At 59.0% G+C, this 25,092-nt stretch carries 22 protein-coding genes; 15 read left to right on the forward strand and 7 right to left on the reverse strand.

The window, feature by feature from the left end:
* The first annotated feature begins 81 nt into the window (after window positions 1-81).
* Window positions 82-1,608 (forward strand): FAD-dependent oxidoreductase, encoded by a 1,527-nt coding sequence (locus ACMGGP_RS03025; protein ID WP_437380892.1) that lies wholly within the window; start codon window positions 82-84, stop codon window positions 1,606-1,608.
* 67 nt (window positions 1,609-1,675) lie between these two features.
* On the opposite strand, the gene proC is transcribed toward ACMGGP_RS03025, so the two are convergent.
* Window positions 1,676-2,488, reverse strand: a complete 813-nt coding sequence (gene proC, locus ACMGGP_RS03030; RefSeq protein WP_031590347.1) for a pyrroline-5-carboxylate reductase — start codon at window positions 2,486-2,488, stop codon at window positions 1,676-1,678.
* A 165-nt stretch (window positions 2,489-2,653) separates the two neighbouring features.
* On the opposite strand from proC, the gene ACMGGP_RS03035 reads away from it, so the two are divergent.
* Window positions 2,654-3,106, forward strand: a complete 453-nt coding sequence (locus ACMGGP_RS03035) for a YaiI/YqxD family protein (RefSeq protein ID WP_498798121.1) — start codon at window positions 2,654-2,656, stop codon at window positions 3,104-3,106.
* A gap of 2 nt (window positions 3,107-3,108) precedes the next feature.
* Here ACMGGP_RS03035 and ACMGGP_RS03040 read toward each other — a convergent pair whose 3' ends face one another.
* Complete coding sequence (locus tag ACMGGP_RS03040; RefSeq protein ID WP_187496333.1) at window positions 3,109-3,825, reverse strand: DUF2076 domain-containing protein; 717 nt, start codon at window positions 3,823-3,825, stop codon at window positions 3,109-3,111.
* Window positions 3,826-4,140: 315 nt separating this feature from the next.
* Between ACMGGP_RS03040 and aroL the strand changes: the two genes are divergently transcribed.
* The 7 genes from aroL (at window position 4,141) to ppnP (ending at window position 9,926) form a co-directional block, all read left to right on the forward strand.
* Complete coding sequence (gene aroL, locus ACMGGP_RS03045) at window positions 4,141-4,665, forward strand: shikimate kinase AroL (RefSeq protein ID WP_010255270.1); 525 nt, start codon at window positions 4,141-4,143, stop codon at window positions 4,663-4,665.
* Between the two features lie 111 nt (window positions 4,666-4,776).
* A complete protein-coding gene (locus ACMGGP_RS03050) occupies window positions 4,777-4,968 on the forward strand; it encodes a YaiA family protein (RefSeq protein WP_010255272.1) in 192 nt (63 codons plus the stop codon).
* Window positions 4,969-5,317: 349 nt separating this feature from the next.
* Window positions 5,318-6,070: an IclR family transcriptional regulator gene (locus tag ACMGGP_RS03055; protein WP_010255274.1), complete on the forward strand. Its 753-nt coding sequence runs from the start codon at window positions 5,318-5,320 to the stop codon at window positions 6,068-6,070.
* A 288-nt stretch (window positions 6,071-6,358) separates the two neighbouring features.
* Window positions 6,359-7,918, forward strand: a complete 1,560-nt coding sequence (locus tag ACMGGP_RS03060; RefSeq protein ID WP_010671176.1) for an OPT/YSL family transporter — start codon at window positions 6,359-6,361, stop codon at window positions 7,916-7,918.
* Window positions 7,919-7,928: 10 nt separating this feature from the next.
* A complete protein-coding gene (locus tag ACMGGP_RS03065; protein ID WP_124889733.1) occupies window positions 7,929-8,861 on the forward strand; it encodes a DUF1177 domain-containing protein in 933 nt (310 codons plus the stop codon).
* A 1-nt stretch (window position 8,862) separates the two neighbouring features.
* Entirely contained in the window at window positions 8,863-9,540 is a 678-nt protein-coding gene (locus ACMGGP_RS03070) for an AroM family protein (protein ID WP_498798122.1), read from the forward strand.
* Window positions 9,541-9,635: 95 nt separating this feature from the next.
* On the forward strand, window positions 9,636-9,926 hold the full coding sequence (gene ppnP / locus ACMGGP_RS03075; protein ID WP_009091800.1) for a pyrimidine/purine nucleoside phosphorylase: 291 nt from the start codon (window positions 9,636-9,638) through the stop codon (window positions 9,924-9,926).
* 646 nt (window positions 9,927-10,572) lie between these two features.
* On the opposite strand, the gene rdgC is transcribed toward ppnP, so the two are convergent.
* Window positions 10,573-11,484, reverse strand: coding sequence for a recombination-associated protein RdgC (gene rdgC / locus ACMGGP_RS03080; RefSeq protein WP_284672411.1), 912 nt, complete (start codon window positions 11,482-11,484; stop codon window positions 10,573-10,575).
* A 146-nt stretch (window positions 11,485-11,630) separates the two neighbouring features.
* On the opposite strand from rdgC, the gene mak reads away from it, so the two are divergent.
* Window positions 11,631-12,542 (forward strand): fructokinase, encoded by a 912-nt coding sequence (gene mak, locus ACMGGP_RS03085; RefSeq protein WP_010255298.1) that lies wholly within the window; start codon window positions 11,631-11,633, stop codon window positions 12,540-12,542.
* A gap of 86 nt (window positions 12,543-12,628) precedes the next feature.
* On the opposite strand, the gene eat is transcribed toward mak, so the two are convergent.
* Window positions 12,629-13,993 carry an ethanolamine permease gene (eat, locus tag ACMGGP_RS03090; RefSeq protein WP_033766618.1) on the reverse strand — a complete coding sequence of 455 codons (1,365 nt, stop codon included), beginning with the start codon at window positions 13,991-13,993 and terminating at the stop codon, window positions 12,629-12,631.
* 249 nt (window positions 13,994-14,242) lie between these two features.
* On the opposite strand from eat, the gene ACMGGP_RS03095 reads away from it, so the two are divergent.
* Together ACMGGP_RS03095 and qhpR are read left to right on the forward strand one after the other, a co-directional pair.
* A complete protein-coding gene (locus tag ACMGGP_RS03095) occupies window positions 14,243-15,247 on the forward strand; it encodes a phosphotransferase enzyme family protein (RefSeq protein WP_498798123.1) in 1,005 nt (334 codons plus the stop codon).
* Between the two features lie 162 nt (window positions 15,248-15,409).
* Window positions 15,410-16,477, forward strand: coding sequence for an AraC-like transcriptional regulator QhpR (gene qhpR, locus ACMGGP_RS03100; protein ID WP_498798124.1), 1,068 nt, complete (start codon window positions 15,410-15,412; stop codon window positions 16,475-16,477).
* On the opposite strand, the gene ACMGGP_RS03105 is transcribed toward qhpR, so the two are convergent.
* From ACMGGP_RS03105 to sbcD, 3 genes are all read right to left on the reverse strand, one after another.
* Window positions 16,474-16,866 carry a cell envelope integrity TolA C-terminal domain-containing protein gene (locus ACMGGP_RS03105; RefSeq protein ID WP_157351621.1) on the reverse strand — a complete coding sequence of 131 codons (393 nt, stop codon included), beginning with the start codon at window positions 16,864-16,866 and terminating at the stop codon, window positions 16,474-16,476. The two genes, qhpR and ACMGGP_RS03105, sit on opposite strands and share 4 nt — an antisense overlap.
* A 124-nt stretch (window positions 16,867-16,990) precedes the next feature.
* Entirely contained in the window at window positions 16,991-20,665 is a 3,675-nt protein-coding gene (locus ACMGGP_RS03110; protein ID WP_498798125.1) for an AAA family ATPase, read from the reverse strand.
* Complete coding sequence (gene sbcD / locus ACMGGP_RS03115; RefSeq protein ID WP_498798126.1) at window positions 20,662-21,861, reverse strand: exonuclease subunit SbcD; 1,200 nt, start codon at window positions 21,859-21,861, stop codon at window positions 20,662-20,664. The genes ACMGGP_RS03110 and sbcD overlap by 4 nt, the downstream gene beginning before the upstream one ends.
* Before the next feature lie 197 nt (window positions 21,862-22,058).
* Here sbcD and phoB point away from each other — a divergent pair, with 197 nt between their 5' ends.
* From phoB to ACMGGP_RS03130, 3 genes are read left to right on the forward strand one after another with little or no spacing between them, the layout of a single operon-like run.
* A complete protein-coding gene (gene phoB, locus ACMGGP_RS03120; protein WP_003852491.1) occupies window positions 22,059-22,748 on the forward strand; it encodes a phosphate response regulator transcription factor PhoB in 690 nt (229 codons plus the stop codon).
* A 14-nt stretch (window positions 22,749-22,762) separates the two neighbouring features.
* Window positions 22,763-24,076, forward strand: coding sequence for a phosphate regulon sensor histidine kinase PhoR (gene phoR / locus ACMGGP_RS03125; RefSeq protein WP_498798127.1), 1,314 nt, complete (start codon window positions 22,763-22,765; stop codon window positions 24,074-24,076).
* 19 nt (window positions 24,077-24,095) lie between these two features.
* Window positions 24,096-25,016 (forward strand): PstS family phosphate ABC transporter substrate-binding protein, encoded by a 921-nt coding sequence (locus ACMGGP_RS03130; RefSeq protein WP_498798128.1) that lies wholly within the window; start codon window positions 24,096-24,098, stop codon window positions 25,014-25,016.
* Window positions 25,017-25,092 lie beyond the last annotated feature (76 nt).

Consider the following 25,092-nt stretch of genomic DNA (forward strand, 5'->3'; position numbering starts at 1 on the left):
ACACTTACTGTTTGTGGGGATTTGCGCAGCACTCTGTTTTGCCGCGCAGCACAAGACAAGAACCGTTAAAGGAGCCATGTCGTGAACTATCAATTTACCGTCGACCTGAACGATCTGCCCCAGCGCCAGCCGGTTAAAAAAACGCTCGGCGAGGTGGAAGTGTTGCTGATCCGCGAAGGCGACAATGTACGTGCTTATCAGGCGAAATGCCCGCACGCAGGCGCGCCGCTGGAGCAGGGCGCGATTTGTGGCGATCGGCTGGTCTGTCCGTGGCACAAAGCCGCGTTTAATCTGGCCAGTGGAAAAATGTGTGAACCGCTGGCGTTAGCCGATCTCAAACAGTATCCGCTGCGCATTGAAGAGGGCCGGGTGCTGGTGAATCCGAAAGCGATGTCGCCCGCGGCGCCGATTGGCAGTGGGGCAGCCGCACCGGTCTATGTGGTGCTCGGTGGTGGGGCAGCGGGCAGCGCGGCGCTGTGGCGTCTGCGCCATGAAGGCTTCAAAGGCCGTGTGATTCTGGTTGAGCGGGAAGCGGATGCGCCTTACGACCGCACCGCGCTGACCAAATTTGTGCCGTCGGGCAAAATGGATATCAGCGAGGTGCCGCAGCTGCTGAAAGCGGATGTGATGGACCACGTTGAACGGCTTCAGGCTACCGTGAGCCGCCTGGATGCCCAGCAGCAACGGCTGATCTTCGAGGATGGCGAGACGCTCGCCTTCGACAAACTGCTGATCGCCAGCGGCGCGACGCCAGTCCGCCCCGATTTGCCGGGCAGCGATCTTGATGGGGTCCATCTGCTGCGCAGCAAAGCGCAGACCGATGAGCTGCTTCAGGCGGTGGATGCCAGCCATAAAATCGTGATTATCGGCAACAGTTTTATCGGCACCGAACTGGCGTCGGCGCTGCGTAATCGTGACATTGACGTGACGGTAATCGCCCGACAGGCGTTGCCCTTTGCTAAACAGTTTGGCGATCAGATTGGCCGCTATTTCTATCAGCTGCATGAGCAGAACGGCGTGAAGTGGGTGCAGGGCGAGATCGAAGCCTTACAGGGCGACCAGCGGGTGAGTGGCGTGCAGCTCAAGGGCGGACGGTTGCTGGACGCGACGGTGGTGCTGTTTGCCACCGGGGTCGAACCGGCTACCGACTTTATCCACGATCTCCCGCTGGCAGAGGATGGCAGCCTGCAGGCGGATGAGCAGTTGCGGGTCGCTGACAATATCTGGGTGGCGGGAGATATCGCCACGTATCCGTCGGCGCAGGGGCCGCTGCGCATTGAACACTATCGCGTCGCGCATCAGCAGGGACAAACCGCCGCATGGAATATGCTGGACCAGACCGTCGCGTTTGATCGTGTGCCGTTCTTCTGGACTACGCAGTATGGCACCCGTTATGAGTATCTGGGCCATGCCAAAGAATGGGATTCATTCCAGCTGCTCGGCTCGCTGGAGGATAAAAAGTTTATGGCGTTTTATGGCCAGCAGGGGAGGCTGGCGGCAATCTGCTCATGCGGCATGTATACGCTGACCGCTGAGCTGGTGGAGCGGATGCAGCAGCCGATGACGTTTGCCGACGCGGTGGCGCTCTGTCAGGAACAGATCCGTTAATATCTGTTAAGCTGGAGGCAAGGCGGGCCAGCGTACGGCGCCGCCTTGCACATCCTTTGTTGAGCGGTTAGCTGCGGCTCAGTTTCTCTGACTTCGCCATGCACTGCAGCATCGCTTCCATCACCGCCGAGCGCATGCCTTTCTCTTCCAGCACTTTCACCGCTTCAATGGTGGTGCCGCCTGGGGAGCAGACCATATCTTTGAGTTCAGCCGGATGTTTACCTGTGGTCAGCACCATCTGCGCCGCCCCTTTCACCGCCTGTGCAGCAAACTGATAGGCCTGAGCGCGTGGCATGCCGCCCAGTACGGCCGCATCGGCCATCGCTTCGATAAACATAAACACGTAGGCCGGCGCAGAACCGCTGACGCCGACCACGGAGTGAATCAGATATTCATCCACCACGGCCGCTTTGCCGAAGCTTTCAAAAATCGCCACCACCTCGTCGATTTCCGCCTGCTCAACCAGCACGTTGGGCGTGACCGAGGTCATGCCTTCGCTGACCAGCGAGGGAGTATTCGGCATCGCACGGACAATTTTACGATCGTAACCCAGCACCGATGAGAGCGAATCGAGCGTCACCCCAGCCGCAATCGACACCACCAGCGCCTCTTTTTTCAGGCTGCCTGTCAGCTCTTTTAAGACTTTCAGAATGACATTGGGTTTGACCGCGCCGAACAGGATGTCTACTTCACGCGCCAGCGCTTCAGCGCTCTCGGCTGCGTTGATGCCATACTGCTCTGCCATCGCCTGGTTGGTCTCTGCTTTGCGATCGTAAACGAAGATATCAGACGGGGCGATTTTGCCGCTGTTGACCAGTCCGCCGATAATGGCTTTCGCCATATTTCCCCCGCCGATAAACCCGATTTTCTTTGCCAGCATCGCCATCTCCTTAGGACATTATTCGTTTTTCTCAGTGAGCTAGCTTACTTCAGCCAGCCTGAATAACAAGTCAGCCAGGCGCAGGCTGGAAAGCGCGCCGCAAATAAAATTTGCCATTTAAGGGGAACCCGGCAAGATCTTACTCTTCTCTGACTGTAAGGAATCATGATGTTTATCTGGGTCGATGCCGATGCCTGTCCGAATGTAATCAAAGAGGTGCTCTACCGCGCAGCCGACCGCACCGCAACTACCATCACTTTTGTGGCGAACCAGTTTCTGCGTGTGCCGCCCTCACCGTATCTGCGCACCCTGCAAGTGCCTGCCGGATTTGATGTGGCGGACAATGAGATCGTCAGACGTTGTCAGCCAGGCGATCTGGTGATCACCGCCGATATCCCGCTGGCAGCAGAGGTCATTGAGAAGGGTGCGGCGGCGCTGAATCCGCGCGGCGAGCGTTACTCACCGGCGACGATACGTGAACGCCTGACGATGCGGGATTTTATGGATACCCTGCGGTCAAGTGGGGTGCAGACCGGCGGCCCCGCGGCGATGAGTCCGCGTGACCGCCAGCAGTTTGCAAATGAGCTGGATAGCTGGCTCACCCAGCAGAAACGCTGAAGTTAAACGAAGCTGTCGTCGTCGTAGTCGTTGCCGCCAAAATCATTGAGATCGCTGTTGTCGGCATAATTACTGTCCCAGCCCGTATTCTGGTCGAGGAAGGCGTTGTCGTTACCGCCGTTAAAGGTATCGGCATTGTCATCGCCACCGTTGAAGGTGTTGAGATTGTCATTCACATCGGGCAGGGGTGGCTCATTGATGATGTTCACAATCTCTTCCGGCTGTGAATGGTGGAACATGCTGGTCAGCATATCGGCCATCACCACACCGCCCGCCACACCCACAGCTGTCTGCAGTGCGCCGCCGAGGAAACCGGTGCCGCGTGGTGCAGGCGCTTGTGCAGGCGCATATTGCGGCTGAGCCGGTTGCTGTGGCGCACTGTTCCACGGTGACGATTGCTGTTGCTGCTGCACAGGCGGCTGCTGACGCGAACCGCTGCCAAACAGCCCGGACAGAAAGCCGCCGCTGCTCTGTGCAGGTTGCTGCTGCTGTTGCTGGGCCAGCTGGCTTTCCAGCGCCGATACTTTCTCATTGAGTTTTTTCAGCGCCGCTTCCTGAATCAGGATCGCCTGTGCCATGTAGTAAGGCGCGCCCGGCTGCGCCTGCAGATGCTGGTTAATCAGTTGTTCGGCAGCGGCATCGCGTGCCACGGTCTGGCTTTCAGCATGTTTCAGACGGCTGAACAGCCCTTCGATCAGTTGTTGTTCTTCGCGTTGCATGATGACTCTCCTGTGGCGATTGTTACCAGTATATGTGGGCGCCAGCGTGAAAAGTAAAATCGGGGCAGTAAGCAAATATTGCCGACGCATTTTAGCCGCTCTTTTGCGGAGTTTTTATCGCTCTGTTACGGCCCTGATGCACAAAACGTGCATGCATTTCCCCTTGAAAACACAAAGATTGTCGCTGTTCAGGGGACGAAAATGCGTAAATCGTGCCTGACAGGTAGAGGCCATAATAATTTCCAGTTATTATGCGTCGCATTAATAAGCTCACCATGCAGCCGCATCGCGCGGTCAGGCGGAGGAACGGCCCTGATGTCACTACCCATCTTTTTGATTGGCGCTCGCGGTTGCGGCAAAACCACGGTCGGCGAGGCGTTGTCGCGGGCGCTGGGCTACGCCTTTACTGATACCGATCACCATCTGCAACTCAGCACGCAGCGGAGCGTGACGGAGATTGTGGCGGAGGAAGGCTGGGAAGGTTTCCGCGCCCGTGAAACGGAATCGCTTAAAGCGGTGACGGCACCCGGAACCGTCATTGCCACCGGCGGCGGCATGATTCTTGCTGAAGAGAACTGCCGTTTTATGCAGGAGCAGGGCCAGGTGATCTGGCTTAGCGCGTCCCCCGAGGTGCTGGCAGAGCGGCTGGAAAGTGAACCTGAAGCGGCCCAGCGTCCGACCTTAACCGGCCGTCCGATTGCTGATGAGATGAGTGATGTGCTGCGTGAACGTGCGCATCTCTATCAGGCTGCGGCCCATCATCAGGTGAATGCGATGCAATCGCCCGAGTGCGTGGTAGAGGAAATTCTGCTGTCACTCTCTCTGGCGCGCGCCAGCTAACCCTCAGATTTTTCCCGCTTTGATCCCGCTTCAGACGGCATTGTCTATACTTATCCTATGACAGGCAGCGGCCTGTCCTGTGGAATGTTATTCAGACAAGAGGGACACAGTATGCCGACCAGACCACCGTATCCACGTGAAGCGAAAGTTGTGCCAGTTGAAAAGGGCACTGAAGGTAATAAAGTAACCTCTTACGAATTGCGTGCTGATCATCCCAAACCGAATTCATTAATCAGTGAGCACGAAACGGAAGAAGAAGCGCGTGACGCTAAAGCGCGCTACGAAGACGTTGAAAAAGAGTAAAGCTTCACTGCTGGCAGGGACGCCAGCCTGTTACACCGGATAACTGCTTATTACTGACCCGCCTGACGCTGTGCCTGAACCACGCCTTTTTTTACTCCCACCTGCAGTCGATCGGGTTATTTAAGAAGCGAAATTGACGCAGATTTACTGTCGAATGCTCTCTGCGTATGCTTCTGTTCTGCACTCTCCTTGTCTCACCAGATAAAGCCCCGCTAATCATTTTTATCCCCTTATTTTCTCTGCTGCCGATCTCTGTGTGAGTCAAATTGTCGCTTGACCGATTCAGCGCCACGCTTTATTTTCATCAAACCAACAGAGGAACTTAGTTCCATATAGTGGAACACGTAACATGACCACACTTGAAAATGCTGCCGCCGTACTTCGATTGTTTCAGCACAAAGGTGTGACGCAGGGGCATGTTGGTCTCTCATTCAGTGAGGTGGTTGAGGCGTTAAACCTGCCAAAAAGCACCGTTTCGCGTCTGCTGGCCACCATGGAAAGTCAGGGGCTGCTGGAGCGGAATGCGGATACGCGCGGTTATCACATTGGTCGCGTATTGCTGGCTGCCGCCGGACATTATCTTTCGGCACCGCTGGTTGACAGCGTTTCAGCGGCGATGGTCAGGCTGGCTGCGAAGACCGGCTGCATGGGTTACGTGTCGAAGCTCGACGGGCGGGAAGTATTAGTGATGCGTATGTTTCATGGGCGTCACTTTACGCAAATGGTCACGCCGCCGGGCAGTCGGATGCCGGCTGCCGCGACCTCAACCGGCCGGGCGCTGTTAGCGCAGTTAAGCGATGAAGAGGTGCTGGCGCGCTTCCATGATCAATGGCAGGTCGCATCAGCGAACTCGCCGCAAAGTCCTGAGGCACTCTGTGCCAGACTGGCTGAGATCCGCCAGCAGGGCTGGTCACTGGCCCGAAATGAATCGCTGCCAGGCATCAGCTCGCTGTCAGTTATTGTTCATAACAAACATCATGGCGAAACGGTGGCACTCTGCCTGTCGTTTCCGTCTATGGAGTCTGAACCGGGTTTCCCGTCAGAGCTCCTTGAAGCATTACGCGCAACGGCCACTGAGATGACCGAAAAATATGGCGCGTAACTTCACACCGTTTTTATCGGCGTAGTACTTTCGCCACACCAGGGAAAACAAAGGCCTTCGGGCCTTTTTCTTTCAATCTGATCGCCACGCTTTATGCAGCACCCCGGTTGCCTGTGTCCGTCTCTCATTGCCTCCTGTATCGGTTCAGCATGCGGAGGGACGACCATCTGTAGTGGCTGTTGCAATCTCTGTGCGCATCAGAGCAGTGAAACTGATAACCGGCGTAAACCGGCCAGCGAGCGGGTAGACGTTATTTCATTTCTTCTGGACAAGGACTGGCGGGGACATATGGAACGGGTAAATCCGATTAAGCACGTTGGCGTGGCACTGGTTTTAATTCTTCTCTCCATCGCGGGTGCCATTATTGGCATTCAGCTGATTACCACCATTGGCGTAACGCCTAACACCTCTATTATCGGCGCGCTGTTTGCCATGCTGCTGGCGCGTATTCCGCTGCAGGCATTTCGCCGTTATCGTTCAATTGAAATCCAGAACCTGGCGCAGACCGCCATCTCTTCAGCCACCTTTGGGGCGGCGAACAGTCTGTTGATGCCGATTGCCGTGCCCTGGGCGCTGGGTGAACCGCAACTGGTCCTGCCGCTGTTCTGTGGCGTCAGCGCCGCGATGCTGCTGGATGCCTGGCTGCTCTATCGGCTGTTTGATACCCGCGTCTTTCCGGCCAGTAATGCCTGGCCACCGGGCGTTGCGGCAGCAGAAGCGATCAAAGCGGGTGATAAAGGCGGACGCCAGGCGTGGCTGCTGGTGCTGGGCATCGTGGGTGGCGTCGTCGGTGCCATGCTGAAGATCCCGATGTCCGCCTTCGGCACCGCGTTTATCGGCAATATCTGGGCGCTGTCGATGCTCGGCATCGGTTTTCTGCTGCGTGCCTATGCGCAGCCGGTGGCCGGTATTGATATTAATGCGCTCTATATTCCGCATGGCGTGATGGTCGGTGCCGGTCTGGTAGCGCTGATTCAGGTCGTGATGGTGATTCGCAGCCGCAAAAATGATGCGCTGGTGGTGAGCCGCAATGGCAATGAGGTGCAGCGGGCGCTGGGTTTCGGCAGCGTGGGTTACATCGTGATTTCGGCGCTGCTGGCGCTGGCGGGCGGCCTGTGGAGTGAGATGGGCATCGCGATGCTGCTGCTGTTTGTTCTTTATGCCGCGTTTGCTGCTTTCGCCCATGAACTGATTGTCGGCATTGCCGCTATGCACTCCGGCTGGTTCCCGGCCTTTGCCGTGGCGCTGATTACGCTGATTATCGGCATTCTGATCGGCTTCCCACCGCTGGCGCTCTGCCTGCTGTGCGGCTTTACCGCCGCCACCGGTCCGGCGTTCGCCGATATGGGTTATGACCTGAAGGCAGGCTTTATCCTGCGCGGCAACGGTGCCGATCTGCAGCAGGAGCTCTGGGGACGTCGTATTCAGCTCATCGCAGCTATGATCGCCTTTGTTGTGTCGATTCCGCTGGTCTGGTACGCCCATACCTTCTTCTTTGCTGACAACCTGCTGCCGCCTGTAGCGCGGGTGTATGCCAAAACCATTCAGGCGGGTGCTGAGCCAGGTATCGCCGGTAATCTGCTGATGTGGGCGATTCCGGGTGCGATTATTCAGTTGATCGGCGGGCCGAAACGCCAGCTGGGCGTGCTGCTCGCCACCGGTTTATTAATTAATAACGCCATGGCGGGCTGGGCAGTAGTGGTGGGGATCGCCTTACGCATCGTAATCATCCGGATCTGGGGCGAGCGGGGCCGGTCGCCTATGGAGGTGATGGCGGCAGGCTTTATTGCCGGTGATGCCCTCTACAGCTTCTTTCATTCGCTGTTTGCCAGCAGCAGCAAGAAATAAAGGATAAAGCATGAGTTTGCAGCAGACCCTGGCGGTTTTTGAGTTACTGGATAGCGCCCACATTGACGGACAGCAGGTGGTGGATCTCTTCGCGGCGTATCCTGATGTTGATGCCCGCTTTACCCGTGTCTCCGGTCCCAAAGGCCGCACCGATTTTGTGCGCATTGATATTCCGGGGACGCAGGGCAAATCAGGCGGCGGCAGTGCACCGACGCTGGGGATTATTGGTCGCCTTGGTGGCATCGGTGCCCGTCCTGGCCGTATCGGCATGGTGTCAGATGCGGATGGCGCGATCGCGGCCATTGCCAGCGCGCTTAAACTGGCGCAGATGCAGAGCAAAGGCGACAGGCTCGATGGCGACGTCATCATTACCACCCATATCTGCCCGGATGCGCCAACGCGGCCGCATCTGCCGGTCGATTTCATGGACTCGCCGATTGACGATATCACCATGAATGATAATGAAGTGGTGGCGGGTGTGGATGCGATTCTGTCAATCGACACCACCAAAGGTAACCGCATTATCAACCACAAAGGCTTTGCCCTGTCGCCGACGGTGAAAGAGGGCTACATCCTGCGGGTTTCGGAGGATCTGCTGCGCATCATGGAGATGACCAGCGGCCGTCCGGCGGTGACCTTTCCCATTACCACGCAGGATATTACGCCTTACGGCAATGGGGTTTATCACCTCAACAGCATTCTGCAACCTTCTACCGCCACGGATGTGCCGGTGGTGGGGGTGGCGATCACTGCCGAGTCGGTGGTGCCGGGCTGCGGAACCGGCGCCAGCCATGAAGTGGACATTGCGGCAGCGGCGAAGTTTGCCATTGAGGTGGCCAAGGAGTTTGGTCGTGGAACCTGTCACTTCTACGACGCGGAAGAGTATGCGCGGCTGATTTCACTCTATGGCAGCCTGGCGCATCTGCGTCACCGGAATCACTAAGATGACGAAACCACTGGTAACGCTGACTATCGGCCAGTCTCCGCGCAGCGATATTCTGCCGCTGCTGCGGCAGCATCTGCCGGATGCGCTGACCGATCACGTCGGTTTACTGGATGGACTCAGCGCGGCAGAGATTGCCGCACGCTTCGCGCCAGCAGCGGGCGACCGGGTTCTGGTGTCGCGGCTGCAGAGTGGCGAACAGGTGCTGCTGGCGGCCTCGAAAGTGGAGCAGGGATTGCAGCGCAAAATCAGTGCGCTGGAACAGGCGGGCTATGCGACCATTCTGCTGCTCTGCACCGGTGAATTCAGCCGGCTCCGCACCCAGCGTGCGCTACTGCTGGAGCCGGATCGCCTGATTCCACCGCTCATCTGCGCCATGGTGCAGCAGCAGCGGGTCGGCATTGTCGTGCCGGTTGAGGAGCAGATTGTTGAGCAGGCAGGTAAGTGGCAGCAACTGCCCGCGCAGCCCTGCTTTGCGGTCGCCAGTCCCTATCAGGGCGATCAGGCAACCTTCGCCGATGCTGCAAACAGTCTGAAAGCGCAGGGCGCAGCGCTGGTGGTGCTCGACTGTATGGGGTATCACCAGCAGCATCGGATAGGGTTACAGCAGCGGCTGGGCGTACCGGTTCTGCTCTCTAATCAGCTGGTGGCGCGCCTGGCGGCGGAGTTGCTTCCCTGAGTGAAGAGATCACAAACGGCCATCATTTCGCGTGACAGATCAGCGGGTTCCCTTCTACACTGCCAGACACACAACATGTGCTCTGGAGAACTATTATGCTCAACGTAAGTGAGTATTTTGACGGAAAAGTTAAGTCTATCGGTTTTGACAGTGCGAGCACCGGACGTGCCAGCGTGGGCGTAATGGCTGAAGGCGAATACACATTCGGTACCGGCCAGCCGGAGGAGATGACCGTGGTCAGCGGCTCGCTTAAGGTATTACTGCCAGGTGAAACCGAGTGGAAATGGTTTGAAGCGGGTTCGGTGTTTAACGTGCCGGGTCACAGCGAATTTCATCTGCAGGTTGGCGAGCCAAGTTCCTATCTCTGCCGTTACCTGAAAGATTAAAAAAAATGGCCGCTTAGCGGTAATGCTGGTCAGTTAAGATTAGATTTGTAAAGGCTGTCACGGTCAAACGTGGCAGCTTTTTTGTCAGGGCGAGCGTGCCGCAGTGCGGGCCAGCGCACCTCTGCTGCTGCCGGGCCGTCCTCGCGCCGCTCACGCGGTACCTTCGGCTTTGACGTTGTGCCGACGAACCGTTCGGGGATCGGCCCTCCCTGGCCGGCCCCGAACTGTCCACGCTTCCCGGCGTGGACTTCTGGCCCACCGTCACGCCTCAGCGCTGCGGATAGCCCTTTCAGCAGCAGAGGCGCTCAGGCCTCCACTCTCGTGCCCTTTTTAAGAATACACACTGAAGTTTCAGAGCAGGCCGGTGGCGGGCAGGGGCAGGCAATCCGCAGCGCTGAACAGAATGAGTCTGCCAGGAGAGCCCGCAGGACGCGGGCGAAAGGCGGGGCGGCACAGGATGTGCCATCCCCGGCGGTCCGTCAGGCAGGCGAATGAAGTGAAGGAACCGCGAAGCGGCGCGAGGACCGCCAGCCCCTGCCCGGCACCAGACTGCGGTATCACCTGTCGTTTAACTGACTGACATTACCGCTTAGCGGTCCTTTTTTTGGCAAATATCGTCTGTCAGGATGATTCTGCCGGTAACTGATTAACGCTGGGCTTCGCCGCCCAACGCTTCTACCAGATTGCTGGTCAGTGCGGCCAGTTCGCTGGTCATCAGAATAAAGTCCGCATCAAAGCGCTGTGCAAAATCTTCGCGGTCAATATCGTCGTTCTGGTCGCGCAGCGTGTCGCTGAACTTCAGACGCTTCACTGAACCGTCATCGGCCAGCATAAACTGAATGCGCTCCTGCCAGTCAAGCGCCAGTTTGGTTACCAGCTTGCCCGCTTCGATGTGGTTGGCGATCTCATCGCACACCAAATCCTGTTTCTTGCAGCGGATAACGCCGCCATCTTCCAGCAGCGCTTTCAGCTCCGCTTCATCCATCAGGGCGAATCCGGCAGGCAGCTCGCCTGAACGTACCCATTCGGTCAGGGTCAGTTCAATCGGGCTTTCCAGCGTCAGCGGCACCACCGGCAGTGAGCCCAGGCTTTTACGCAGCAGCGCCAGGGTATCTTCCGCTTTTTTAGCGCTGGCACAGTCAACCATAATCAGGTTGTTGACCGTATCGATCCACAGGTAGGTCTGGCTGAAACGGCTGAAGGCGCGCGGCAGCAGGCTGTGCAGCACTTCATCTTTCAGCGAATCTTTTTCGGTCTTTTTGAGCTTGCGGCTCTGCTCAGATTCCAGCTTGTCGATTTTCGCTTCCAGCGCCTGTTTCACCACCGGCGAAGGCAGGATTTTCTCTTCTTTGCGGGCGCAAATCACAATCTGGCCTTTGTTTTCATGGGTCAGCGCATCGCTGCGGTTGCCCATCGGCGAGACCCAGCCGGTCTTGCTCATATCCTGACTGCCACACGGTGAAAACGTGAAGGCGTCGAGCTGCTTTTCCATCTCATCTGCGGACAGCGGAATGTCACGATTCAGACGATAAACCATCATATTTTTAAACCACAACATCGGGATTCCTTACCGTGGCGCGATCGGGCGCACAAGTCTGCGAGAGTCAGCGCGCATGATAGCGAAACATCGGAGTGGTTTCATTGCCTTTCCGGCAGACGCCTTTTACTGTATCTCTCACCTGAACGAATAACGAGGACGTAATCTTGCGCATAGGCATAGATCTGGGTGGCACCAAGACAGAAGTGATCGCATTGTCGGATAAGGGAGAGGAGCTGTTCCGCCACCGGGTGAATACCCCGCGTGATGACTATCAGGCAACGGTGCAGGCGATTGTCGATCTGGTCACGCTGGCGGAGCAGAAAACCGGCGAAACCGGCACGGTCGGCCTCGGTATTCCCGGCACGCTTTCGCCTTACAGTAAGCGGGTAAAAAATGCCAACTCCACCTGGCTCAACGGTCAGCCGCTGGATAAAGATCTGGCGCAGGCGCTGAACCGGGAAGTGCGTATCGCCAACGACGCCAACTGCCTGGCGGTGTCGGAAGCGATCGACGGTGCCGGTGCCGGACAGTCGCTGGTGTTTGCCGTGATCATCGGCACCGGATCGGGCGCCGGTGTGGCGATCAACGGTGAGTCGCGTATCGGGGGCAACGGCAATGCCGGTGAGTGGGGCCACAATCCGCTGCCGTGGATGGATGAGGATGAGCTGCGCTACCGTCAGGAAGTGCCCTGTTATTGCGGGCAGCAGGGCTGCATTGAGACCTTTGTTTCAGGCACCGGTTTTGGTATCGACTATCAGCGGCTGAGCGGCGTGCATCGCAAAGGTGCGGAGATCGTCTCGCTGCTGGCGCAGCAGGATCCGATCGCCGAACTGGCGATGAGCCGCTATGAGCTGCGGCTGGCAAAATCGCTGGCGCAGGTGGTGAACCTGATCGATCCCGATGTGATTGTACTGGGCGGTGGGATGAGCAATGTGGATCGTCTCTATCAGACCGTGCCGGTGCTGATGAAGAAGTGGGTATTTGGCGGGGAGTGTGAAACGCCGGTGCTGAAGGCGCAGCATGGCGACTCCAGCGGCGTTCGCGGTGCGGCGTGGCTCTGGCCGCTTAACGGCTGATGCCGCAGGCACGCTCCCGCTGACGATTCAGCGCCGGGTATCGCTGGCGCTGAATCGTTAACCCACGGCACTCACCCGCGCCAGTGTTATTCGCCGACCAGCATACTGTCCTGCGGCGCCCGATCGCGCTGCGCTTTGGTGGCGAGGAAGTAGAGATAGCCTGCCAGCATGATGGCGAAAAACAGCGCGCCAATCACCGGATTAAACCACAGCATCGCCAGCAGACAGACTACCGACAGCAGCAGGGCGATGCCCGGAACAATCGGATAGCCCGGCGCGCGGAAACTGCGGACCATCTCCGGCGCGCTGCGGCGCAATTTAAACAGACTTAGCATACTCATGATGTACATCACAATCGCGCCAAATACCGCCATGGTGATCATCGCCGCCGTCAGCGTCATCCCCTGCAGATTAATCACGCCATCGCTGTAAATTGCCGCGATACCCAGCACGCCGCCGAGAATAATCGCCCGATGCGGGGTCTGGAAACGCGACAGTTTGGCCAGAGAAGGCGGCAGATAGCCCGCGCGTGCCAGGGCAAAAAACTGCCGTGAATAGCCGAGGATGATGCCGTGGAAGCTGGCAATCAGGCCAAACAGTCCAATCCACACCAGCATATGCATCCAGTTAGAGTGTTCGCCGACAATCATTTTCATCGCCTGCGGCAGCGGATCGTTAATGTCGGCAAGTTTGCGCCAGTCGCCCGCGCCGCCCGCCATCAGCATCACACCTATCGCCAGCACCACCAGCGTCAGAATTCCGCTGATGTAGGCGCGGGGAATGGTCCGGGTCGGATCTTTCGCCTCTTCGGCCGCCATCGCCGCGCCTTCAATGGCCAGGAAAAACCAGATGGCAAAAGGAATGGCGGCGAAAATCCCGGAGAAGGCGGGCAGTCCGAAGCTGTCACTGCCTGCCCAGCCGTGCGCGGCGAAGTTCGCCAGGCTGAAGCCGGGTGAAACCACACCCATAAACACCAGCAGTTCAATCACCGCCAGCACCGTCACAACCAGTTCAAACATCGCCGCCAGTTTTACGCCGAGAATATTCAGCGTCATAAACACCAGGTAAGCCCCGACCGCCGCAGTCTTCGGGTTCAGTTCGGGATACTGCACGTTGAGATAAGCCCCAATCGCCATGGCAATCGCCGGTGGCGCAAAGACAAACTCAATCAGCGTCGCCAGACCGGCAATCAGTCCGCCGGTTTCGCCAAAGGCGCGGCGACTATAGGCAAATGGCCCGCCTGCATGGGGGATCGCGGTGGTCAGTTCGGTGAAGCTAAAAATAAAGCAGGTATAGAGCGTGGCGATCAACGCGGTGGTGACCAGAAATCCCAGCGTGCCCGCCACGGCCCAGCCGTAACTCCAGCCAAAATATTCGCCTGAAATGACCAGGCCAACCGCAATCCCCCACAGATGCAGGGTGCCCAGAGTGGGCTTGAGTCTGTTTGTCATACTGTTATCCCCGTCGTTGTTGGCTTCGCGCGGCGTTACACCGCCATTACGCTACAGTAAGGGGATAATGCCGTTGCATTACTCGCCACGACTTGACGCGGGCGCAGTGACTTCTGTCCTCCACGGTCAACTCACAGGCAACAACCGGGCCAGCTGCACGCTGCGGTCAACTTTGTCTCTTCCGGAGTCAAGCAGCTCACCTTCTGGCAACGCATGCTGAGATAACGCAAGTGACAAGGAGCCGGACTGATGAGCGCTAAACAATATGACAACCTGACTGATTCCCAACTCACCCTGATGGCGCAGCAGGCGCTGGCCTGTTATCCCGCCGCGCTGCAGGGCCAGCTCAGCCTGCTGTGCCGCTCAGAGAACGCCACGTTTCTGCTGCAGGCGGCAGGCCGGCGTTATGCGCTGCGGCTGCATCGCGGCGATTATCATCAAAAAGCCGACATCGTCAGTGAACTACTGTGGCTCAATGCGCTGCGCGAAACCGGCATTATGGTGCCGGAAGCGGTGCCGGACAAAGAGGGCGAAACCGTGCTGACGCTGCGGCTGCCGGAGGGCGGTGAACGCTACGTGGTGCTGTTTCACTGGATCGACGGAGAGATGCCGACCACCGACGTCGATCCCCGCGCTTTTCAGCAGCTCGGTCAGATCACCGCGCGGCTGCATCAGCACAGTAAACAGTGGCAGCCGCCTGCGGGTTTCCAGCGCATCATCTGGGATCACCACACCATGACCAGCGCAGAGAGTCACTGGGGACGCTGGCAGGATGCGCCGAATCTGAATCCTGCCGATCACGGCGTGGTAGAGCAGGCGATAAGCCAGGTCGGCGCGGCGATGACGCAGTTCGGTAAAGGATCGGATCGCTATGGCCTGATCCACGCCGATCTGCGGCTGACCAATCTGCTGCTGCACAAGGGCGAAACGCGGGTGATCGATTTCGATGACTGCGGGCTCGGCTGGTATCTGCACGATCTGGCGGCGGCGATCAGTTTTGTTGAGCATCATCCGCGCGCGCCACAGTGGATCGATCACTGGATCCGCGGCTATGAGCAGGTGGCGCATATCAGCGATGCGGAGATGGCCATGCTGCCCGCGCTGTTGATCCAGCGTCGTATCCAGCTCACCGCGTGGGTGGGATCACATGCCGAAACCGAAATGGCGCGCAGCCTGGGATCGGCGTGGGCCAGCCACTCGGTCCGCCTCTGCCGCCGCTATCTGGAAGGTGAGCAGCTGCCGGTCGGCGTCTGATGCACCAGCGGCGGGCGTCGCTGCGCCGCCGCAGTGCCCTGCGCGTAGCCCGCGCGCCGCCCGGACAGCCCGCAGGCGGCGCGTCGGGCATCAGGGACCTGGTATGGAAATTGCTCGGATAGAAGTAACGGGTGATCCACCTGAATTCTGACTGAGGCGACCATGAATCCGACACTGATAAAGCCCGATGCGTTTGCGGCCTGCCCGGCAGCGGCGGGGGCAGGCAATCACGGCGTGCTGGCAGCGGCGGCGACTGGCTTAAGCGACTTTATTCATACCCAGGGCGGAGATGTTGATCGCATCTTCGGCATCAGCGGCATCGATCCGGAGCGCCTGGCCAGCCCGACGCTCAGCCTGGGGCTGGTTAACTACTGTCGGGTGCTGGAAGAGGCAGCGCGTCACTCCGGTTTTGATAACTTCGGTTTGCACTACGGCAGGCAGTTTAAACCGCAGTCATTAGGCCTGATCGGCTACATCGGTTTGTGCTCCGCCACGCTGGAACAGGCGCTGTATAATGTGGTCAACGCGTTTCCCTGGCATCAGCACGACACCTTAACCCGGCTGGTGGATAAGGGAGAGTGCTGGCGGCTGGACTATCAGGTGCGACATGGCGCGATCCTGTCGCGCCGTCAGGATGCGGAGCTGACGCTGGGGATGTTTATGAATCTGATCCGCCACGTGGCGGGCAGACACTGGGCACCGCGCGAAGTCCACTTTGAACATCCGCGTCCCGGGCAGTGGCACGATCACTGCAAAGTGTTTGATGCGCCGGTCTGGTTCGATCAGCCGTTTAATTCACTGGTGATCCCCAAGCGCGATCTGCTGCGCGCCATGCCGGAGAGCGATCCGATCCTGTTAATGGTGATGCAGGATGCGATCCGACGGCTTAACCGTGGGACGTCGCAGCAGAGCATGATTGAACAGGCGCGTTCGCAGGTTAATTTATCGCTGATGCAGGGTGAGCCGGTGCTGGAAGAGGTGGCGGATAAGCTCGGACTGTCGAGCTGGTCACTGCAGCGGCGGCTGCGCGAAGAGGGCAGCAGCTTTACCGCGCTGGTCGATCAGGTGCGCTGCGAAATGGCGACATACTATCTGCAGCAGAAGCAGCTGCCCATCTCTGAGATGGCGCTGCTGCTGGGCTACTCGGAAGTCAGCGCGTTTTCACGCGCGTTTCGTCGCTGGTTTGGCATCAGTCCGCGCCAGTGGCGTCAGGAAGGTCTGGCCAGCTAACCGCGCGGCGCAAAGCCGAACCACGCCGGCTGTCCAGGCTCCGGCGGCGGCGGCAGATCGCGGGTCTGCGCGACCAGCTGCCAGGCGCGCAGGCAGAGCGCTTCATCACCCTGCGTCTGGGTCACCGCATAATGTCTGCTGTGTGGTTGCCACTCCATCCGTACCAGACATTGCTGCCCGGCGTAACGCGCCGCATCGCTGAACTGCCGGTTCAGTACTGGCTGCATTTGATTAGTCCAGTGACAGGATTGGCTGTCAGGATCTTTCGACGGCTGACAGAGGTTTGCCACGCTATCCCGTTGCTTTGTCACAGGATGCTGACAGGCGCTGAGCGACATTGCAATAATCACCCCCGGCAACATTCTCATCGTTATATTAATTAAATTCATTTAACTGGCCAACTTTCCTTAAAGATCTTCCGGTCTGCTGCCGACAGTCTACAGACCGGCATCATGAATGCTATGGCATTACTCCGACTGTCGACAGAACCAGAATTTGCCGCCCTGGCGCCCGCTATCCCTGCGGCAGTTCCAGCTGGCTGTAACCCAGCCCATTCATCTTGCGTACTTTAATCTGTACCGGAATGCGCTCCTTCATCGCTTCAACATGGCTGATGACCCCAATGGTTTTGCCGCTGGCATTAAGCGCGTCCAGGGCATCCAGCGCGGTGTCGAGCGTCTGCGCATCCAGCGTGCCAAAACCCTCATCCAGAAACAGCGATTCGATGCGCGTTTTGTGGCTGACCAGATCCGACAACGCCAGCGCCAGCGCCAGACTCACCAGGAAGCTCTCACCACCCGACAGCGTGCGGGTATCGCGCGCCGCATCGGCCTGCCAGGTATCGACCACATCCAGCTCCAGCAGATCCTGCGCCCGTCGCTGCAGCAGATAGCGGCCATGCAGTCGATCGAGCTGACGGTTAGCCAGGGCCACCAGGTGATCCAGCGTTAAGCCCTGGGCGAAGCGCCGGAATTTATCGCCGCTGGCGGAGCCAATCAGATCGTTGAGCAGGCTCCACTGCGCCAGCGCCACACCATCCTGTTCAATCTGCGTCATCAGGCTCTGCTGGCGCACACGAAGGCTGGCATCGCTCTGCAGCTGCTGCTGAATCTGACCCTGCTGGCTGGCGTTGTCGCGCAGTGCCAGCCGTAACTGCTCCAGCTGCTGCGCCAGCGCCTCGGCGGATTCCGGTATCGCCTCGGGTTTCGCCTGCTGATGGAGACTGAGCCGCTGACGCAGATCCGCCAGTCGCGCCTGCTGCTGCTGGCATTGCTGATCGAGCTGCTGCAACTGCTGACGCAGTTGCACTGCGGTCTGCTCATCCAGCAGCGCCGCGCGCAGGCTGGCTTCATCCGCGAATCCGGCGCTCTCCAGTGCCTGCTGCAGCGCGCTTTCCGCCTCTGCCAGTTTGCTATTGAGCGTCTGCCGCTGATTTTCCAGCCCCGAAAGCTCACCCTGCAGGCGACTGACCTCGGCCTGCGCCTGTTGCAGGGCAGTGAGCTGCTGTGCCAGTTGTTCATCAGCCTGCTGAACGCGAGCCTGTATCTGCTGACGGGCGTGGGTGACCTCGCGGTCGCCAAACAGCGCCTGACGGGCACGGCGCATCTCGCTGAGCTGCGTCTGGCGCTGGTTTTGCTGCTGCTGACGAGTGGTGAGCTGCTGCTGCTCCAGTTCTGCCTGCTGTTGCAGGGCAGTGAGCTGGGTTTCCCCCTTTAACAGCTGCGGTTGCAGGTTAGCTAGCAACCGCTCACTTTCCTGCCAGCGCTCCCAGCGCCGCTGCTGTTCTGTCAGCCACGCCTCGCGATGGGCGGCGTCGGGTAGGGCAAGGTTGTGTGCACTGAACTGCTGCTCCAGACGACTCTGCAATTGCGCCATGGCCTGCTGTTCCTGCTGCTGACGCTGTTGCAGCGCATCCAGCGCCTGTTGCAGGCTGGACAGCGACTGCTGCGCCAGCTGTTCTGCCTGCAAATGCTGCTGCCAGGCCTGTGACTGCTGAAGATAGTAATCCTTTGCGGCCTGACGCGCCTGTTCGGCGGCTTCCTGCGCCTGTCGCTGTTGCTCAAGCTGGCTTTCACGTTCGCTTTGCTGCTGCTCCCACGCGGTTAAGGTATCCCGATCGGCGAGCGGGAAGGTAAGTGCCAGCTCACTGCTCAGCGCCTGCCATTGCTGCTCAAGCCGATCGAGCTGTTGCTGCATCTCCGCGATCTCATCGCGCAGGGTCTGCTGTTGCACGGCTGACTGTTTCAGCTGTTCGCTTTTTGCCGTGCCCGCTTCGCGCAATGCCTCGGTTTGTTGTTGCAGTGCAGCCCGGCGCTGCTGGTTAGCACTTACTTCCAGCGTGCTGTAGGCCTCAACGGCGGGATGCGTGCAGGAGCCGCACAGCGGACAGGGCTGATCGGCGGCGAGCCGGGCGCGGTAATCGCTGAGATCGACAATCTGCTGCTCCAGCGCGCAGATTTTTTCGACATCATCCAGCTGCTGTTTTTCGCGTTTCCACGTCTCGCGCAGGGCCTGGAGTTCCGCTTCACTCTGCTGATGCGCTTTTGCGAGCGCGATAAGCCGCTGCTGGCGCTGGCCCAGCTGCTGGTGCAGCGGCTGCCACTCGGTTGAAAGCAGCAGCAGTTGCTGACGCGCCGGACGGCTGTTCTGCAACTGGCTTAATGCCTGACGCAGTGCGGCAGGCGGATGCTGTTCCTGTAGCGAAGTTAGTACTTGCTCCGCCTGCGAGAGCGCCTGGCGGGCCTGTTGCTCCGCCTGCTGGCGCGGAAGCGCCTGTTCTGCCTGCTGCTGCTGTTGCGCCTGCTGGGCAGCGATCTGTCGCTGCTGCTGCTCGCGCTGTTGCGCCAGTCCGGCCAGGGTCGCTTCACGCTGCGCTAGCAGGGCAAAGTTCTCCTGCCACACCGGCAGCGAAGCGCCCCATTGGGCGAGATCGGCAAGCTGCTGGCGTAACTGATGCTGTTCGGCAATCGCCTGCTGCCATGTCTCAACCTGGCGCTTCTGCTCTGCCAGGCTGGCCTGTGTCTGATCAGCATGCTGCTGCTGTCGGGCATTTTCCTGCTGCTGCTCTGCAAGCTGCTGCTGCAGTGCGCTGATCCGCTGATCCAGCGGCAGAACCTGTTCTGTCAGCAGACTTTCCTGCTGCTGCTGTTCCTGCAGCGCCTGCTGGCGGGCACTTTGGGTCGTCGCGTAGTGCTGCTGATGCTGCTGCTGTTGGGTCTGCGCCTGCTGCTGCGCCGCCGTGAGTTGCTGACAGCGGCTCACGACCTGCTGCTGTTCGGTGCGTAACGCGTCGCGCTGCTGCAGTTTTACCCGCAGCTTTTCAGCCGGTTCGCTGCGTGCCAGCCGCTGACGATCGGCCTCTGCCGCCTGGGATGCAGCCTCGGCCTGCTGCAGCGCGACGTCAGCCTGCGCATTTTCCTGCTGTAACTGCTGCGCCTGCTGTTGCCACTGCTGCTGTTGCTGCGCCTGCTGATAGTGCGCGCTGAGCCGCTGTTCCGCATCGGTCAGATCGGTGAGCTGCTGTTGCAGCGCGTCGCGTGCGTCGCTATCCAGCAGCGCCATCGCTCCCGCCTGGCTGCGCAGCAGATCCAGCTGGGTTTTTGCCTCTTTGTGGCGCTCATAGATGGCGGCGGAAATCAGACCGTAAATTTCGGTGCCGGTCAGCTCCTCAAGCAGTTCCGCGCGCTCACTGGCTTTGGCGTTGAGAAAGGCGGCGAACTGGCCTTGTGACAGCATCATCGAGCGGGTAAACCTTTCAAAATCGAGCCCGGAGAGGGTTTCGATCAGCTTCAGCTTGTCACCGACTTTATCGGCAACAATAGTGTTGTCAGCGCAGCGTGCCAGCTCAACGCGCGGCGCCTGAAGTTTGCCATCAGCAGTGCCGCGCGCGCGGTTCTGGCTCCAGAAGGCGCGCCAGGCTTCTCCTTTGATCTCAAACTCCACCTCGGCCAGACATTCGGCACAGTCGCGGGTCATCAGCGCATTCTGGCTCTGTGAAATCGCGCCCAGGCGCGGTGTCTGGTGATAGAGCGCCAGGCAGATGGCGTCCAGCAGGGTAGTTTTACCGGCGCCGGTGGCACCGGTAATGGCGAACAGGCCGTTGCTGGCGAAAGGTTCGGCGCGGAAGTCGATGAACCATTCACCGCGCAGGGCATTGAGGTTTTTGAACCGTAGCGTGAGGATCTTCATTGGGTCTCTTCCATGGCGGCCAGCGTCTGGCGGAACAGGGTGGTCATCTCGGCGATTTGCTCTGGTTGCAGCTCCTCATCCAGCGCCAGCCGGCGGGCAAAAACCTCCTCCACCTTCAGCTCACTCAGGGTTTCGTTGTCGAGCCGCGCCAGGCTCTGTTGTCGCTGTTCACGGCTGCGGCGGAGCAACAGGACTTCGACCGGCAGCGTGGCGGTCAGGGTTTCTACCTGACGCTGCAGATCGCTGAGGTACTCCTGGGTGGTGACTTCGATGTCGAGCCAGGTCGACTTCTCCTGCTCTGCCGTGCTGAAGGCATTTAACTGTTCTGCAATCTGCGCCAGCGATCCTTTCAGCACCTGCATCGGCTGCGCCTGTGGCACCACCAGCGGCGTGACCGATTGCAGGCCGCTGGTGGTGAGTTCCAGCAGGAAGATGCTTTTTTCTGTGCCCAGCTCATCAAAACTCAGCGGAATCGGTGAGCCGCTGTAGCGGATATGCTCGCTGCCCGCGACGCGCTGAGCGCGATGAATATGCCCCAGTGCGATATAGTCAGCCGCGGGAAACGCGCTGGCCGGGAAGGCGTCCAGCGTGCCGATATAGATGTCGCGCACTGAATCGCTCTGGCTGACGCCGACGGTGGTGAGATGGCCGGTGGCGATAATCGGCAGTGCATGGCCCAGCGCCTGGGCGGCGGTGAAACGCTGCTGATAGTGGTGGGCGATCGCTTCCAGCAGCGAGGTCTGCTTGTCGCGTCCCGACTGACCCGCCCGGCTGCGCAGGATATCGCGCGGCCGCAGATAGGGAATCGCACACAGCAGCGCGCCCGGCTCGCCCTGGCGGGTGTTGAGCAGCAGCACATCATCCTTCTCCTGCGGGGTGGCGATCACCCGGGTATTGAGGCAGGCGAGCAGCTCACGCGACTCATTCAGCGTGGCAACGGAATCGTGGTTGCCCGCCAGCACAATCAGCTGACAGCCGCTGGGCTGCAGCGCCACCACAAAGCGGTTGAACATTTCGCGGGCGTAGCTGGGCGGTGTACCGGTATCAAACAGATCGCCTGCGATGATCAACGCATCCACCTGATGCTGTTCAATCTGGATCAACAGCCAGTCGAGAAATGCCTGATGTTCGGCTGCCCGACTTTTGTTGTAGAAGAACTGCCCCAGATGCCAGTCCGCAGTATGAATGATGCGCATGATGAGTCCCTGCCGTTGTGATTCGCCCGGCGATTATACTGGCTCTGCGGCCAAAGCAAAAAATTGTCGCTGCGCTGTCATAAATGATTACCAGTGAGGTTACAGGCAGGTTATGTTTTTCATAAAAGTGTCACAAATCTGACGCATAATGGCGCCGCGAATCTCAGTGACATCCGTCATAATCAGCAGGAGTAATAATGGCTAAGCGCATTTTGGTTGTGGAGGATGAAGCCCCCATCCGTGAAATGTTGTGTTTTGTTCTGGAGCAGAACGACTATCAGCCAATCGAGGCGGAAGATTATGACAGCGCCGTTGGCAAGCTGATTGAACCCTGGCCCGATCTGATTTTGCTGGACTGGATGTTACCCGGTGGCAGCGGTATTCAGTTTATCAAACATCTGAAACGCGAGGCGATGACCCGCGATATCCCGGTGATGATGCTCACCGCGCGCGGCGAAGAGGAGGATCGGGTGCGCGGCCTGGAAGTGGGTGCCGATGATTACATTACCAAACCCTTTTCACCTAAAGAGCTGATGGCGAGGATCAAAGCGGTGATGCGCCGTATTTCGCCGATGGCCGTGGAAGAGGTGATTGAGATGCAGGGGCTGAGTCTGGATCCCTCCTCACATCGCGTGATGTCCGAAACCACGCCGCTGGAGATGGGCCCCACCGAATATAAGCTGCTGCACTTCTTTATGACCCACCCGGAACGCGTTTACAGCCGCGAACAGCTGCTGAACCACGTCTGGGGCACCAATGTGTATGTGGAAGATCGTACTGTCGATGTTCACATTCGTCGTTTACGTAAAGCGCTGGAAGTGTCCGGCCACGATCGCATGGTACAAACCGTTCGCGGAACAGGGTATCGTTTCTCTGCCCGCTACTAAACGGAGCCTTTACCGTGCTGGAACGCCTCTCCTGGAAGAGATTACTGACAGAACTGCTGCTGGTCTGTCTGCCCGCAGTGCTGCTGGGCCTGCTGTTCGGCGGTCTGCCCTGGTGGCTGCTAGTGAGCGTGCTGACGGTGCTGTTGTGGCATTTTCACAATCTGATGCGGCTGTCGCACTGGCTGTGGCTCGACCGCACCATGACGCCACCAGCCGGGCGTGCCAGCTGGGAACCGCTGTTTTATGGTCTTTACCAGATGCAGCTCCGCAACCGGCGGCGGCGACGTGAACTGGGCAATCTGATTAAGCGTTTCCGCAGCGGTGCCGAGTCGCTGCCGGATGCGGTGATCCTGACCACCGAAGAGGGCACCATTTTCTGGTGTAACGGCCTGGCGCAGCAGCACCTGGGTCTGCGCTGGCCGGAAGATAATGGTCAGAATATCCTCAACCTGCTCCGTTATCCGGAGTTCTCGCGCTATCTTCGCCAGCGCGATTTCGACAAGCCGCTGACGCTGGTGCTGAACAACAAACTTCACATGGAGTTCCGCGTCATGCCCTACAGCGAAGGGCAGTGGCTGCTGGTGGCGCGTGATGTCACGCAGATGCATCAGCTGGAAGGGGCGCGCCGCAACTTCTTTGCCAACGTCAGCCATGAATTGCGCACACCGCTCACGGTGCTGCAGGGCTATCTGGAGATGATGAACGACTCGGTGATGAGCGAGCCTTCGCGCAGCAAAGCGCTGCACACCATGTCGGAGCAGACGCGCCGCATGGACAGCCTGGTCAAACAGCTGCTGACGCTATCGCGCATTGAAGCCGCGCCCGCAATCGATCTGAAAGAGAAGGTCGATGTGCCGGTGATGCTGAAACTGCTGCAGCATGAGGCGGCAACGCTGAGTGGCGGCCGTCACGATATCCATTTCCATACCGATCCCCATCTGAAAGTGTTCGGCAACGATGAACAGCTGCGCAGCGCCATCTCCAATCTGGTTTACAACGCGGTAAACCACACACCGGATGGCACGCGAATTGATATCAGCTGGCTGCGCGGCAAACAGGGGGCTATCTTCCGGGTGTGCGATAACGGGCCGGGCATCGCCTCAGAACATATTCCGCGTCTTACCGAGCGTTTCTACCGGGTCGATAAAGCGCGTTCGCGTGCGACCGGCGGCAGCGGGCTGGGACTGGCGATAGTGAAACATGCTCTGAGCCACCATAACGCCCGGCTCGATATCACCAGCGTGCCGCACAAGGAAACCTGTTTTACCTTTACGCTGCCAGCGAGGTTGATTGTCAGCAGCGTGATGCAGGAGAATGCCGTTCATTAATTGCTGCCGGATCTCCCTGATGCGCATCCTTCTTTTGTTGATCGTTACTCTGCTGCCGGGCCTGGCACTGGCCCAGCCCGGCGCGCTCTCCGGCAATCTCAGCAGCGTCGGATCCGATACGCTGGGCTATCTGATGACGCTGTGGGGCGAAGATTTCAGTCGCCAGGCGCCGGGCGTCAATGTCCAGGTTCAGGCCTCCGGATCTTCTACTGCGCCGACCGCGCTGGCGGCGGGTGCAGCACAACTCGGTCCGATGAGCCGCCCGATGCAGGCAGATGAACGCCAGGCCTTTGAGGCGCGCTACGGTTATCCGCCGCTGGCGGTTCCGGTGGCTATGGATGCGCTGGTGGTAGTGGTGAATCAGCGCAATCCGCTGCAGCAGATTGAACCGCGTCAGCTCGATGCCATCTTCTCGATTACCCGTCTGTGTGGCGCACACAGCGTGCCGCTGCGCTGGGGCGATCTCGGCTTAACCGGCGCGCAGTGGAGTAAACGGACGATTCAGCGCTATGGACGTAACTCCGCCTCCGGCACCTGGGGTTTCTTCAAGCAGCAGGCGCTGTGCAAAGGTGATTTTCGCAGCGACGTGGCGGAGTTTCCCGGTTCGGCCGCAGTAGTGCAGGCGGTGGCCGGTAATTCACGCAGCATCGGCTACGCCAGTTTTGGCTTTCATCTCAGCGGCGTAAAAATGCTGGCAGTGATGAATGATCAGGGGCAGGCGATTACCCCGGATGCCGATGCCATCCGCAGTGGCCGTTATCCCTGGGCGCGCCCGCTCTATCTCTATGTGAATAAAGCGCCCGGCAAACCTTTGCCGCCGCTGGTGGCCGCGTTTCTGCAGCAGGTACTTTCGGCACAGGGACAGCGGCGGGTCAGCGAAGCGGGCTATCTGCCGCTCTCTGACAGTCAGATGACGCAGGCGCGCGCCGCGCTGCGCTAATCCCCCGAACGTGAATTTTTTTCATCATCACTGAATTTTCTTCAGTTGCAGAAGAAAGCCGCCCATGCCACTCTGT

The organism is Curtobacterium sp. BNK-1 (assembly GCF_048685235.1).
Taxonomy (GTDB): Bacteria; Pseudomonadota; Gammaproteobacteria; order Enterobacterales; family Enterobacteriaceae; genus Pantoea; species Pantoea agglomerans.

Coding starts and splice junctions, on each gene's coding strand:
- ACMGGP_RS03130 (WP_498798128.1), top strand. CDS start 24,096: ATGCGCATCCTTCTTTTGTTGATCGTTACTCTGCTGCCGGGCCTGGCA.
- ACMGGP_RS03065 (WP_124889733.1), top strand. CDS start 7,929: ATGAGTTTGCAGCAGACCCTGGCGGTTTTTGAGTTACTGGATAGCGCC.
- proC (WP_031590347.1), bottom strand. CDS start 2,488: ATGCTGGCAAAGAAAATCGGGTTTATCGGCGGGGGAAATATGGCGAAA.
- ppnP (WP_009091800.1), top strand. CDS start 9,636: ATGCTCAACGTAAGTGAGTATTTTGACGGAAAAGTTAAGTCTATCGGT.
- ACMGGP_RS03055 (WP_010255274.1), top strand. CDS start 5,318: ATGACCACACTTGAAAATGCTGCCGCCGTACTTCGATTGTTTCAGCAC.
- ACMGGP_RS03105 (WP_157351621.1), bottom strand. CDS start 16,866: ATGAATTTAATTAATATAACGATGAGAATGTTGCCGGGGGTGATTATT.
- sbcD (WP_498798126.1), bottom strand. CDS start 21,861: ATGCGCATCATTCATACTGCGGACTGGCATCTGGGGCAGTTCTTCTAC.
- ACMGGP_RS03070 (WP_498798122.1), top strand. CDS start 8,863: ATGACGAAACCACTGGTAACGCTGACTATCGGCCAGTCTCCGCGCAGC.
- rdgC (WP_284672411.1), bottom strand. CDS start 11,484: ATGTTGTGGTTTAAAAATATGATGGTTTATCGTCTGAATCGTGACATT.
- eat (WP_033766618.1), bottom strand. CDS start 13,993: ATGACAAACAGACTCAAGCCCACTCTGGGCACCCTGCATCTGTGGGGG.
- ACMGGP_RS03040 (WP_187496333.1), bottom strand. CDS start 3,825: ATGCAACGCGAAGAACAACAACTGATCGAAGGGCTGTTCAGCCGTCTG.
- ACMGGP_RS03050 (WP_010255272.1), top strand. CDS start 4,777: ATGCCGACCAGACCACCGTATCCACGTGAAGCGAAAGTTGTGCCAGTT.
- qhpR (WP_498798124.1), top strand. CDS start 15,410: ATGAATCCGACACTGATAAAGCCCGATGCGTTTGCGGCCTGCCCGGCA.
- ACMGGP_RS03035 (WP_498798121.1), top strand. CDS start 2,654: ATGATGTTTATCTGGGTCGATGCCGATGCCTGTCCGAATGTAATCAAA.
- ACMGGP_RS03110 (WP_498798125.1), bottom strand. CDS start 20,665: ATGAAGATCCTCACGCTACGGTTCAAAAACCTCAATGCCCTGCGCGGT.
- ACMGGP_RS03095 (WP_498798123.1), top strand. CDS start 14,243: ATGAGCGCTAAACAATATGACAACCTGACTGATTCCCAACTCACCCTG.
- ACMGGP_RS03060 (WP_010671176.1), top strand. CDS start 6,359: ATGGAACGGGTAAATCCGATTAAGCACGTTGGCGTGGCACTGGTTTTA.
- phoB (WP_003852491.1), top strand. CDS start 22,059: ATGGCTAAGCGCATTTTGGTTGTGGAGGATGAAGCCCCCATCCGTGAA.
- aroL (WP_010255270.1), top strand. CDS start 4,141: ATGTCACTACCCATCTTTTTGATTGGCGCTCGCGGTTGCGGCAAAACC.